General features: G+C 46.1%; 11 protein-coding genes. 10 read left to right on the top strand and 1 reads right to left on the bottom strand.

Features of this window, described 5'->3' with window-relative positions; translation table 11 throughout:
• Nucleotides 1-89: 89 nt before the first annotated feature.
• Nucleotides 90-1391, bottom strand: coding sequence for a glutamate-5-semialdehyde dehydrogenase (locus JMX83_RS02850; RefSeq protein WP_201598897.1), 1302 nt, complete (start codon nt 1389-1391; stop codon nt 90-92).
• Between the two features lie 405 nt (nt 1392-1796).
• On the opposite strand from JMX83_RS02850, the gene JMX83_RS02845 reads away from it, so the two are divergent.
• The 10 genes from JMX83_RS02845 (at nt 1797) to JMX83_RS02800 (ending at nt 13467) form a co-directional block, all read left to right on the top strand.
• Nucleotides 1797-2102, top strand: coding sequence for a hypothetical protein (locus tag JMX83_RS02845; RefSeq protein ID WP_201598894.1), 306 nt, complete (start codon nt 1797-1799; stop codon nt 2100-2102).
• Between the two features lie 360 nt (nt 2103-2462).
• Nucleotides 2463-3260 (top strand): ABC transporter ATP-binding protein, encoded by a 798-nt coding sequence (locus JMX83_RS02840; protein WP_201598892.1) that lies wholly within the window; start codon nt 2463-2465, stop codon nt 3258-3260.
• 327 nt (nt 3261-3587) lie between these two features.
• The gene (locus tag JMX83_RS02835) at nt 3588-4388 is read left to right on the top strand and encodes a transporter substrate-binding domain-containing protein (RefSeq protein WP_201598889.1); all 801 of its coding nucleotides are present in this window, start codon (nt 3588-3590) and stop codon (nt 4386-4388) included.
• 142 nt (nt 4389-4530) lie between these two features.
• Complete coding sequence (locus JMX83_RS02830) at nt 4531-5436, top strand: transporter substrate-binding domain-containing protein (protein ID WP_201599080.1); 906 nt, start codon at nt 4531-4533, stop codon at nt 5434-5436.
• 68 nt (nt 5437-5504) lie between these two features.
• Nucleotides 5505-6461: an ABC transporter substrate-binding protein gene (locus JMX83_RS02825; protein ID WP_227675684.1), complete on the top strand. Its 957-nt coding sequence runs from the start codon at nt 5505-5507 to the stop codon at nt 6459-6461.
• A gap of 448 nt (nt 6462-6909) precedes the next feature.
• Entirely contained in the window at nt 6910-7644 is a 735-nt protein-coding gene (locus JMX83_RS02820; protein WP_201598887.1) for an ABC transporter permease, read from the top strand.
• A gap of 12 nt (nt 7645-7656) precedes the next feature.
• Entirely contained in the window at nt 7657-8382 is a 726-nt protein-coding gene (locus JMX83_RS02815; protein ID WP_201598886.1) for an ABC transporter permease, read from the top strand.
• A 105-nt stretch (nt 8383-8487) separates the two neighbouring features.
• Nucleotides 8488-9204, top strand: a complete 717-nt coding sequence (locus JMX83_RS02810) for a fumarylacetoacetate hydrolase family protein (protein WP_201598885.1) — start codon at nt 8488-8490, stop codon at nt 9202-9204.
• Between the two features lie 282 nt (nt 9205-9486).
• Nucleotides 9487-11712, top strand: coding sequence for a PhoX family protein (locus tag JMX83_RS02805; RefSeq protein WP_201598884.1), 2226 nt, complete (start codon nt 9487-9489; stop codon nt 11710-11712).
• 261 nt (nt 11713-11973) lie between these two features.
• Nucleotides 11974-13467 (top strand): alpha/beta fold hydrolase, encoded by a 1494-nt coding sequence (locus JMX83_RS02800; protein ID WP_201598881.1) that lies wholly within the window; start codon nt 11974-11976, stop codon nt 13465-13467.
• The last annotated feature ends 34 nt before the right edge of the window (nt 13468-13501 follow it).

The following is a 13501-nucleotide window of genomic DNA, read 5'->3' as shown; positions in this document are numbered from 1 at the left end:
GATTAAAATATCTATTATCCAAATGAAAAAACGCCAGCAAAATTGCTGACGTTCCTGATTAATCATTTCGATAGTCGATACGTACCAAATTAAGCACGAGTTTCGCCATGACCGTAGACGATCCATTTTTGTGAGGTCAAACCTTCGAGACCGACAGGGCCGCGCGCATGGATTTTGTCCGTTGAGATACCAATCTCAGCACCAAGTCCGTATTCAAAGCCATCAGCAAAACGGCTGGAGGCGTTAATCATCACGCTCGCTGAGTCTACTTCACGGATGAAGCGTTGTGATTTGGTATAGTTGTCTGTGATGATGACATCGGTATGATGGCTGCCGTGGGTATTGATATGTTCAATCGCCTCATCAATACCGTCGACGACTTTTACCGCAAGGATAGGCGCTAAGTATTCAGTATCCCAGTCCTCATCAGTAGCCGCAGATAAATGACCGTTTAGAGTAATCACATCGGCTAAGATGCTTTGGGCGCTATCGTCCACACGTAGCTGCATCGCATCATCAGCTTCAATGATGGCGGTGGCAATCTTGGGCAGCAAGTCTTTGGCGATAGGCGCATCGACCAGTAGCGTCTCCATCGTATTACAGGTGCCGTAGCGATGCGTTTTGGCATTGACACTGACTTTGATCGCAATCTCAGGATCTGCATCGCTATCGATAAAGGTATGACAGTTGCCGTCTAGATGCTTAATCACAGGGACCTTGGCATCGTTGCTGATACGTGCAATCAAACCTTTACCGCCGCGTGGCACGATAACATCGACATATTCAGTCATGGTGATCAGCTCACCAACGGCGGCGCGATCGGTCGTTTGCAATACCTGAACGCTGTGCTCAGAGAGATCCGTCTGACTGAGGCCTTTTATGATGCATTTAGCAATGGCTTGATTGGACTCAAACGCTTCAGAACCACCGCGTAAGATAATGGCATTACCTGATTTGAGTGCTAGTGAAGCAGCTTCTAACGTGACATTAGGACGCGACTCATAAATCATACCAACGACGCCCAGTGGTACACGCATTTTGCCCAAATGGATACCTGATGGCTGATAAGTCATATCAGTCACTTCACCGATTGGGTCAGGGAGGCCAGCGACATCTTTGAGACCTTGAAGCATACCGTTAAATCGTGCGTCGTTTAACTCCAAGCGATCAAGGAGCGCGCTATCGAGGTCATTTTTGTGACCATTATCCATATCGATTTTGTTGGCTGCCAAAATGTCTTGTTTGGCATTGACTAGCTCATCATGAATGGCCATGAGTGCTGAGTTTTTGTCGCCTGTATTGGCTGCCGCGAGTGCGCGTGACGCCGCTCTTGCTTGCTTGCCAACAGACTGCATGTAGGTAGTAATATCCGTCGTATTTGATTGACTCATAAATTATTCTCCTTATGTGGTATCAGTTTTATATAAATAAAAGCGCCTAAAAAGGCGAAAATTTAGCAAAAAAAGAGGTTTTGAATGCCTATTTAAATAGCGATAGGTCATTATGCTATTTAACATAGAGGAGATTGCGGCGATAGTAAAGATGATTTTGTGAACAGAATCTGCTTTACAAAACGCTGATGAGGCTTTATCTCATACAGTCTCATAGAATTTACCCTAAGTTTCTTGATGGCTATCTGTTATCAATCGCACACTCTATCTTTACGTGTCTTTAACAGAACTGTGCTGTAAATACTAAGGTAGCCGTAGCACATCATCAGTATAGTAGGCATTAAGAAAACAGCGTTGTCAGTAGATAATGCTGCATCACGAAATAATAAGTAATGGAGAGTGAAGATGGCGACTAAAAGCAGTACGTACAAAAACTGGATGACGGTTGGGTTGGTTGCAGGTGTGCTTGCGCTCAGTGCGTGTAGCAAAGACGAGACACCGATGGAGACGCAAGCGGACACGACAGTCGATGCCCAAACCAGCGTTGAAGAGAATGCAACTGCGACTGCGAGCAGCTCTGACGATATCGCCGTTGCTAGCGCCGATGACGGCATGGCTGTCAGTACAGGGGATGATGTGGCAGTGGCAACCGCTGATGATGCAGAAGTGCTGGATGGTACGGAAGATTCAGAGCATGTATCGACGTACTAAGTTTTATGGCGCGCTAAACGCTATGATAGTGTGTTGGTCAATATAGCGTTATCAGATAAAACAACGTCCAGTACGCGAAAGTGATAAAATAAAGCCCAGAGCGATAAATGCAGTCTGGGCTTTTTTAGGTCAACTGTTTGTAGCGACGCTATTATTGATAAGTAGCGACTAGTAGCGACTAACTGACTGGTTAAACACAAGATTTGCCTTTTTGCTGTGGAATAAGAGACAATATGGCATTTTTTCTTTGCCTACTCAGGCATAGCGCTATCACGATAATGCTATAGATGCTGATACTATATAGCTCTTATTTATTTTTATTCGTGTTTTCACTCATATTTATTGGAAGTCTGCTGAACCATGCTTGATACTGCAAAAAACCCGACTCGGCCTATCGCCTTAGACTTACAAGACATCCATAAAAGCTATGGCTCATTAGAAGTACTCAAAGGGGTATCTCTCACCGCCTATGATGGTGATGTTATCTCTATTTTGGGCTCATCGGGCTCAGGTAAATCAACCTTGCTGCGCTGCATTAATTTGCTCGAAAACCCAAATCAAGGTCGTATTCTGATTGGCAATGAAGAGCTCATGCTAAAACCTGCCAAGTCAGGTGAGTTGCAAGCCGCAGATGTTAAGCAGCTAGAGAGCTTGCGCGCTCGCGTGGGGTTTGTCTTCCAAAACTTTAACTTGTGGCCGCATAAGACGATTTTACAAAATATCATTGAAGGGCCAACGCAGGTTCTCAAGATCAAAAAAGCCCAAGCGATCAGCGATGCCGAAAAACTGCTAGACAAAGTAGGGCTACTCGATAAAAAAGACGCTTATCCAGCGAACTTGTCTGGTGGTCAGCGTCAGCGCGTGGCCATTGCTCGCGCGCTTGCCATGCAGCCGCAAGTGCTTTTGTTTGATGAGCCAACCTCGGCGCTAGACCCTGAGTTGGTCAACGAAGTACTGGCTGTGATGCGAGAGCTGGCAGAAGAAGGGCGTACCATGCTTATCGTCACCCATGAAATGCGTTTTGCCCGTGAAGTATCAAGCAAAGTGGTGTTCTTGCACCAAGGGGTGGTTGAAGAGATCGGCACACCTGAGCAAGTCTTTGACAATCCTACCTCTGAGCGCGTCAAAGATTTTATGGCCTCGCACCGTCCGCACTAATCCTGTCCAAACCAGAAATCAGATGGTGGTAGAGCGCTACCGACTCTACCGCCATTGAATCCTATCAAATATAAAAATCACCATACCGTAACTATTGTTTATCCTTTATTACTCGATAGTCACTGCAAGTATGCAAAACGTTTGTTTTTGATTTTTTACTCAGGTATTATCAAAAGGTTTATAGTCGGTCGATTTTAACGGCTGTCCATTATTCTGCTATCTATATTGCTTGTCTGTCAGGGACGTCAGAGAACAAAGTATCAGAACCCGAAGTCAAAAAATCCTGTCAAAAATTTATGTCAACACCCATCAGAATTTAAGGAACGTATGATGTCGAATTCTCGCCTACTATGGTCATCAATGACCGTCACTGCAGCATTGATGCTGAGTGCTTGTAGTCAACCTGCCAATGAAACTACTGATGCCAACGCTGACGCACCTGCCGCAGAAACGACTGGCAAAACCATCCGCATTGCAACCGAAGGCGCTTACCCTCCGTTTAACTATACCAATGCTGATGGTAGCTTGGCTGGGTTTGACATCGATGTTGCCAATGCTTTGTGTGACCAAATGCAAGCCAAGTGTGAAATTGTTGCTCAGGATTGGGACGGTATTATCCCAGGTCTATTGGCACAAAAATATGATGCCGTTATCGCAGGTATGTCTATCACGGCTGAGCGTCAAGAAAAAGTCGATTTCAGCGAACCGTATTTTGCCAATACGATGGTATGGCTCACCAACACTGATGGTAGCTTTGATCCGATGGCGATCCAGAACGTCACGCTTGGTGGACAGCGTTCTACCACGCCAGGCGCTTATCTACAAGATAACTACGAAGGCAAAGATGGCAATACCGTTCAGCTATATGACAACTACGACAATGCCTATTTGGATCTAAAGTCTGGTCGTAGCGATGCAGTATTGGCCGAAAAAGTCTCTGCCAAATCATGGCTCGCTGACAATAAAGAAGGTTTCGGTATCGTTGGTGATGAGATTGATAACGATGACAATATTGCTATTGCCGTGCGTAAAGGTGATGGACTCAAAGCGGAGTTTGATAAAGCATTGAGCGAAATCCGTAGCAACGGTGAGCTTGCCCGTCTTGAGCAGCAAAACTTTGGTCAATAATGGCTCACTGAAGATTTAGGCTTAACAAAAGCGAGGCTTATCAATATTAAGTAAGCATGGCGCTGTTAAGCCTAAATCAGTAAGTAGTGGTTAACGATATGGCTGGTAAATACATTAAGGAATAATAGGTATGACAATTTCAATGACATCACTAATGACATCATCAATGAGCAAAAAAGCCTTGTGGATTGCGCCGCTCAGCGCAGCGATGCTAATGCTAGCAGGTTGTAATAATAGCTCAGCACCCGCAGAGAATGCTGAAGCTGATACCGCGACTGAAGCACCTATGAATATCAAAATCGCGACAGAATCAAGCTATAAGCCATTTAGTTACACCGATGCTGATGGCAAGCTGATTGGCTACGAGATTGAGTTGGTCGACGCATTATGCGCACAAATGAAAGCTGAGTGTGAAGTCATCTCGCAAGATTGGGATGGTCTAATTCCGGGGCTGAATGCACAGAAATTTGATGCAGCCATCGCTGGTATGTCAATCACGCCTGAACGTAAAGAAGTGGTCGACTTCAGTGACCCTTACTTCCATAGCGGTATCATCCTCATTGGTAAAAAAGGCGATGATCTGAGTGTCGATTCGCTAAAAGGTCAGCCAATCGCTTCACAGCGTTCTACCGTGGCCTCACAGTATCTACAGGACGAGCACGCGGATGCTGATATCAAGCTATATGACACTCAAGACAATGCCTATCTAGATCTAACCTCAGGTCGTGTGCGCGGTATGATGTCTGATAAAGTCACTGGCACTGATTGGTTAAAAACAGAAGCGGGCAGCGGCTACGAGATCAAAGGTCAAGAAATCAGCAGCGACGACGATGCAATGGGTATTGCATTCCGTAAAGGCGATCCATTGGTTGCCAAATTCAATGCGGCATTGGCTGAGCTAAAAGACAACGGCACTTATGATCAAATCACTGGTAGCTATTTTGGTACCAGCTCGACCGCTGCGGCACAAAAAGCAGTCGTGACTGATGGTGTTGATGAAGTCATAGTCGTTGAAGAAGACGCACCAGCTGAAGCAGCAACGAACTAAGACGACATCTTCTGCATAGACCGTTATTTTGAAAAGTGTTGTTTACCCAAGAAAACCCAAGGATGATCATGAGCAATCACTGTGTTCCAGCCCGTGCTACGACTGGCAAATCTATTATTAACGCTATGACGACCAGTCGTCTATCTGTGCCATTACTTACGCTAGCGACCATTTTTGCCGTCGCTGGCTGTAGCAATAGCCAAGAGGGTGCGGCCGATACCAATTCTGATGCGACCGAAACAACGGCAACTAAGGATGGAGTATTGCGTATCGGTACGGAAGGGGCGTATGCGCCTTTTAACTATACCAATGCCGATGGGACACTGGGTGGGTTTGACGTTGAGATAGCTAATGCCATCTGTGCCGATATGCAGGTGACTTGTGAGATTATGGCGCAAGATTGGGACGGTATTATTCCTGGTCTAAAAGCCGGTAAGTATGATGCGATTGTCGCGGCGATGTCCGTGACTCCGGAGCGTGCAGAGCAGGTTAGCTTCACTGATCCATACTTTAGCAATACCTTGGTTTTTTTGGCCAAAAAAGACAGCAGTTTTGACCCTAGTAACCAAAGCGATATCGACGCTCATTCGATTGCCGCGCAGCGTTCGACCATCTCATCACAGTGGTTCGAAGACAAGTATCCAAAAGCCGACATGAAGCTTTATGATACGTTGAGCAATGCATTTTTAGATCTAGGATCAAACCGCGTCGATGCAATGATCTCTGATAAGTTGCCTGCGATAGAGTGGCTCAGCTCTCCTGCTGGTAGTAAATATGCGCTCAAAGGTGGAGAGATTGATATCAATGATAACTTTGCCATAGCGGTACGCCCAGGCGATCCGCTACAAGCAAAGATCAATCAATCTTTAGCCAATATTAAAGCCAATGGTACTTACGATAAAATCAATCAAAAGTACTTTGCGGTGCCAGCATCTGCAACGAGTACAGTTGATGAGGACGCAAATACAGGCGAAGATACAGATGCAGATATTAGCGAGCAACCAGCGACGAAAAACGCTAGTTAATAGCTAACAGTAGTTAAAGATAGCAGTCAAAAAATATTGTTTTGATTAATAAAAGGATATTGCCATGATGGTGATGTCCTTTTTTATTATTCCATAAACGTATCGTATGGTCATGGCATAGTCATCGTTATTCACCATTCGCTTTACTCAAATTTAGTCAGTTCGTTTAAAGCGTATTTGCCCAAGTGTCTGTTTAAGTACGGTTTAGACACAGCTTTTACGCGTCAGGATTAACATCACGGCGAGCGAATATGATAAAATCAGCGCTCATTTCTACTGTGTCAATTATCGCAGCGCCAACCGTATTCCTTTGACGTCATTTTTTGGCGCCGACCATCCTTATTGATTTGGTATAAAATACGGTACATAGCCGCGTTCAGCTATTGATGCTGATTCTTTTAACTCATATTTTGCAAATTGCTAATATAAAGAGACTGAGTGGATAATCGTGTTTGACTTACAAGGATTTGGCGCGCTTTTATTAAGCGGCGCTACCGTCACTATACAGCTTGCTATGACCAGTTTAATTATTGGTCTGGCCTTAGGCTTGCTCGGCGCAACCGCAAAGATGTCCAATATCTGGTTGCTGCGTAAGCTTGCGACTGTCTATACTGCGACGATGCGCGGTATTCCTGAGCTGCTATTGGTGCTATTCATTTATTATGGCGGCTCGATCTTATTGATGAGCATCCTCAAAAAGTTCGGCTACAACGACTATGTCGAGATTAGCGCTTTTTGGGGCGGTGTCATGGCGCTGTCTATCGCTTTTGGGGCGTATGCGACTGAGATTTTTCGCATGTCGATTCAAGAGATTCCGATAGGGCAACGAGAAGCGTCGCAAGCGATTGGTATGCGTCCTTTTCAGACCTTTTATCGCATAACCTTGCCGCAAGTATGGCAGATTGCACTACCTGGTCTGGGTAATTTGTTTTTGGTATTGCTCAAAGATACCGCGCTGGTGTCGGTCGTGGGTCTCAAAGATATCATGTATCAGTCGTCGCGTGCGGCACAGTCAACACAGCAGCCGTTTACCTTTTATATGGCAGCAGCGATTATTTATTTGGGTCTGACCATGTTGATTACTGGCTTTATGATGTGGCTTGAATGGCGCGCCAATCCAGCGGCACGCTATGCCAAAAAGATAAGCCGTCAGTCGACTCACCGTCAATCGACCATAGGATAGAGGAGAGAGACTATGGATTGGAATTGGCAGGTCATTTTTGACCATATCCCTGACTTACTAGGCGGCGCGGTATTGACCGTACAGCTGGTGGTCATCTCATGTGTTATCGGGTTGTTTTTTGGTTTGATCTTAGCGCTATTACGGCTGTCTAAGAATTGGTTGGTACAGATACTCCCGTTTCTCTATATCTTCTTTTTTCGCGGTACGCCGCTGCTTGTGCAGATATTCCTGATTTACTACGGTCTTGGTCAGTTTGAAGCGGTACGTGATTCGTTCTTATGGGAGCCTGTGCTCAGTCAAGCATACTGGTGCGCTATTATCGCCTTTACGCTTAATACCAGTGCGTATTTGGCAGAGATTATACGCGGTGCGATTCAAAACATCCCAATCGGTGAGCTTGAGGCTGCTGATGCGCTTGGCATGTCAAAATGGCAGAAGCTAACACGCGTGACCTTGCCGCGTGCGTTCGGTATTGTGATACCCGCCTACAGCAACGAAGTAATCTTTATGCTAAAGGGCAGTGCGCTCGCTTCGACCATTGCATTGATGGATATCACTGGTGTTGCTCGTACGATTAGTGCGCGTACCTATACCTTGATGGAGCTGTTCTTTGCTGCCGGTATCGTTTATCTATTGCTGTCATGGGTTATCTTATTTAGCTTTAGAATGTTTGAAAGACGCATGAATCGACATGCCAGCTATGTGCCACCAGATGTCGTGACCAATACGATTCCGTAGTGAGTTGCTAGTCATGAATGGTCGCCAAGATGACAATAAAGGTGACAGTAGACAATATAGTAGGGATTGCTGAAAAATATTTATCATTTATAGGGAGAGTCGAGTATGAGCCAATCGCCACATGTGTCATTAGCAAATGCCATTACCGCTGGTGTCAATGAAGAACAGAGCATTGATAACCACAATGAGCGCTTACGTGCTTCTATCGGTAAAGTCGTCTGTGTGGGTCGTAACTATGCGGCGCATGCTGAAGAGCTTGGCAATGAAGTGCCATCATCGCCCATACTGTTTATGAAGCCAGCGTCTTCAGTGGTCTCTATTCGTAGTGATGTGGTGCGCCCCAATCCAGAGGTATTTGGTGAGACGCATTACGAGGCTGAGCTATGTATTCAACTATCAGCTGACCTGTCGATGGCAACGATTGAAGAGGCGCAGCAGGCGATTGGCGGGGTGACGTTGGGGCTGGATTTGACCTTACGTGATTTGCAGAGCACCCTTAAAGAAAAAGGCCATCCATGGGAGCGTGCTAAGTGTTTTGATGGTGCATGCGTGCTTGCTGACTGGATCGACCCGCAAGCGTTTGGCAATCTTCAGAACGTACATTATCAGCTCACCATCAATGATAAGCTGGCGCAAGACGGTGATAGCGCTTTGATGTTGTTCCCCGTCTATGAGCTGCTGGTCAACATCAGCCATGCTTTTAGCTTACAGGCAGGTGATGTGATCATGACTGGCACACCAAGCGGTGTGGGTGTACTACAAGCAGGCGATAAGCTCAAACTAACACTAGGTGCTCATGAATGGGTAACACAAGTGCAGTAAGCTTGCTAAATTAACCAGTACTAGTCGTCATAAATATCAAAAAGCCCTGAGCCATTGCTTGGGGCTTTTATTTTTTAGACTTTATATATTTTTTCAAAATTTTTAATCGTTATATCTCTCAATAATTGTTTGTACAGTTATTTGTCATGAGTTTGTCATCTATCGTTCAGCGTGCTGTCATAAAGAGTCAGTAGACTTAAGCGGAATTCGTATTTTTGTGGTTGTAATGTGACGCCGCGACCCACTCTCCGCCAATCTAGCCCAATAGCAAGGTGACTGATAATGACATTATTGAATAAAGAACTAGAGCTCGCTCACGAAATCGTTGAAGATTCAAATCCTACTAATAATACTGATTTTCAGACGGTTATTAATCGCCGTCTGAATCGCCGTAGTATTCTAAAAGGTGGTACAGGGTTGACGGCAGCAGCGTTTTTTGGCGCGCTACCTTTGGTTGGTTGTAGTGATGATGATGACAATATCAGCAGTCCTATCGTCGAAAATGGCGATGATGCTGCTATTCCGGCGCAGGGCGATTTGAAGCGTCCTGAAACCTTAAAATTTAAGGCCGTAGCGCACTCAACTGCTGAGACGATGACGGTGGCAGAAGGTTACAAGGCAGAGATGATATTGCCGCTTGGCACACCGCTGATGCCTGGCCTTTCAGATTGGAAGGACAATCGTGAAAATTCAGCCGAGTCGTTTGAATGGCGCATGGGCGATAACCATGATGGTATGTGGTTCTTTGGCAAAAAAAGCAATGCGTACGACGCCAAAGCCTCAGAGAATGGCCTACTGGTTATGAATCACGAATACGTCAATAGTGAGGAGCTAAGCCCGTTTGGCTATTATGTCATCGAAGATAAAGATGCTGCGCCTTTATTTCAACGCCGCCGCCTGGCCAGCGATATACGCCGTGAAGTCAACTGCCATGGCGTGGCAGTGGTTGAGATGAAGCGCCGCGCAAATGGCATGGGCTATGAGATGGTGCCAAACTCCAAATACAATCGACGTATCACTAGTAGTACGACCGCACAGTTAGCAGGCCCTGTGGCAGGTTCTGATTTGGTCAAAACCAAGTTTGACCCGACAGGTTTTCAGACGCGCGGCATTAATAATAACTGCGGTGCAGGCTTGTCACCTTGGGGTACCTACCTGACCACAGAAGAGAACTTCTTGGGTGTGTTTGCGCGCGGACAAGATGCCAGTCAGTTAAGCGCCAGTGATAACTATGGTCGCGAGCGTTACGGCGCACCAGAGAACTCTCCAGGCTCTAGATATCTATGGCACACGCCTGATGCCAAAGATGCCATCATCACAGACGAGTTTTCACGTTGGGATATGACTGCTGTTGGTACTAGTGCTGCTGATGATTATCGTAATGGCTTCAATACCTTTGGCTATATCACTGAGATTGACCCGTTTGACCAAAACTCTACACCGCAAAAACGTACCGCCATGGGTCGATTTGCCCATGAAAACTGTGCCTATGCACCCGTTAAGCAAGGCAAACCTGTGGTATTTTATATGGGTGATGACGCCCGAGGCGAGTATATTTATAAGTTCGTATCCAAAGCAATGTGGTCAAATGCAGATATCGGTGGCGGTCTCAAAGCTGGTGATAAGTACCTGAATGATGGCACGCTATATGTTGCCATATTTAACGAAGATGGCAGCGGTGAGTGGAAAGCACTTGTTCAAGGTCAGAATGGACTAGATGCGTTCAATAGTGCGTTACCATTTAATAGCCAAGATGAAGTGTTGGTCTATGCTCGCGCTGCTGGCGATGCCGCTGGCGCCACCAAGATGGATCGACCAGAATGGGTATCGGTCAGTCCTATGACGGGCGATGTCTATGTGACATTGACCAACAACTCCAATCGCGGCGTCAAAGAGAGTCAACCGCTGTCTGCTGCCAACCCGCGCAGCTACGATGTCAATGGCAAACCAAGTGGTAATGACAACGGTCATATCATTCGCTGGGCAGAAGCTGGTGGCGATCATGCCGCAACCAGTTTTGAGTGGGATATCTATCTGTTTGGTGCACCAAGTAACTTGTCTGCAGAGAATTTATCGCAGTTAAGTGCTAGCAATGATCTGTCTTCTCCTGATGGTTTGTATTTTGATCCACGTGGTGTGTTATGGATTCAGACGGATGACGGTGCGTATACCGATACTACTAGCTGTATGCTGCTTGCGGCATTACCGGGCAAAGTCAGCGATGGTACGACCATCACGACGTCAGCAGGACAGCAAACGCGCATTGGTATGCCTGCCAGTAACGACAACATCAAACGCTTCTTTGTCGGCCCTGAAGGCTGCGAAGTCACCGGTATTACCATGGCACCAGATTTCAAAACACTGTTTATCAATATTCAGCATCCAGGTAATACATGGGGTGCGGTCGCTGAGGGTAGTACTCCGCGCTCAGCAACGGTCATGATTACCAAAGAAGATGGCGATGTCATATTAGCGGAATCATTTGAGTCAGCAGCCAGCCCAGCATAGCTCGGTAAGCGCTAGATGACGAATCAGTAGAAAGTAAAAATAGTAGAAATGAGTATTCACTAAGAATCCCAAGTTTCAGCTTGGGATTTTTTCTTTTGATGCATATATTGGATGACGCTTTAATAATAATAGAGATACCGTTCATCATCCATACGTCTCTTTTGGTCACAAACGAACGCTAAAACTAAATCATTCGCTTCTATTTGCGACTGTTAAAGGATAGTATAGAAAAACCTCCTTTTCGCTAAACGTGCCAATACTATGAGCAGTCAAAATTTGTTTTATAACAACCGTGTTAGTGACAGTAGCGCTCAGAATGATAGCAGTTATACGCGTAATCGCCATGAGCTTGATGCACATTTTGTCTCAGCTGATAGTGTGCCACGGCATGGTGATTTGTACGAGCAGATAGATCAACTCGAAGCTATCGATATGGATGAGCTGGTCAAGTTATTGGCAGATACAGAAGACAGTGAGGAAACGACCAAAACCCCTGTCTCTTTGGCGGATTTTTTTGAAGGGTTGGCGCAGCTTGCGACCATGGGAGTAGTTGAGGTGACTGAGATTGTAGAGTCCATCCACCGTGAAGTCATCTTGCGTCCCTTAGGCCGGTTCAATGATAAGCATCTCAATAAATGGCAGCGCGGTTTCACTGGGCGCATCTATGGCACGATACGTCATATCATGCTGATGGTCGGTAACAATCTGGCCTCTGTGCTACGAATATACAAAAACTTCATCGTGCAAAAAACAGCTCAGCCACTACCTGACTCACTAAAAAAGCTAGTCAATGTCATCAATGGTGTCATGGGTGATCATCTGGTCAACAATCAAAATGCGCTCGCGATTCCGATGATGTTATACACTAAAGATGGCCAACCTCAAAGTGAGCGGCTATCAGGGCGGATTGCTATTTTGTGCCATGGCTTATGCATGAGCCACTTAAGCTGGCAGTCACAAGAAGGCAATGATCTGGGCGAGGCGATTCATATCAGCCAGCCTGACACCACCGTTCTATACTTAGATTACAATACAGGTCGACGTATCTCTCGCAGCGGTCGTAAATTCTCTCAATTACTACAGGACTTGGTCGATAATAACCCAAATATTACTCAGATAGATTTGGTTGGTCATAGTATGGGCGGCTTGGTCGCGCGTAGTGCGCTATTTTATGGTGAGCAAGAGCGCCTAGACTGGATAAAGCGCGTGGGCAATCTCATCACCCTAGGTTCACCGCATCATGGCGCAGTGCTTGAGCGTATCGGTAATTATGTGCAAGACATCATCGCCAAGTTGCCATTTGCGGGCTCGCTTGCCAAACTTGGTGATATGCGCAGTGCGGGTATTATTGATCTGCGTCACGGCAGTATTCGTGATGCTGATTGGAAGGCCTTAGAAGGACGCAGCGTATTACCACAAGACTTCCGTCATCCTGCGCGCCTGCCCAGTGGTATCAAGACTTACTTTGTCGCCAGTGCTTTGCTCGAGACGCATTACGAATCTAGGATGACGGATTTGCTAGGAGATAGCTTGGTATCGGTCGCATCCGCGCTAGGTGAAGATGATGCCGAGCATGCGTTGTTTGTGCCAGATGGTCATAAAGCCGTGTTTTATGGTGTCAATCATCTTAACTTAATCCATAGCAGGCGAGTGCGTGAGCAAGTCGTTGAATGGCTGCTCGATAATGGTCTAAGCGACTATGCTGGACGTCCGCGCATACATTCTTATCCTAGAAGTTTGGCTGTGGCGGTGTAGAGAACAGTGGGTATCATTTCGAATTATCTGCGTT

The sequence above is a fragment of the Psychrobacter piscatorii genome, from assembly GCF_904846415.1.
GTDB lineage: Bacteria > Pseudomonadota > Gammaproteobacteria > Pseudomonadales > Moraxellaceae > Psychrobacter > Psychrobacter piscatorii.
The sequence above is the reverse complement of the archived record's forward strand: the minus strand, read 5'-3'. Positions and strand labels throughout refer to the sequence as shown.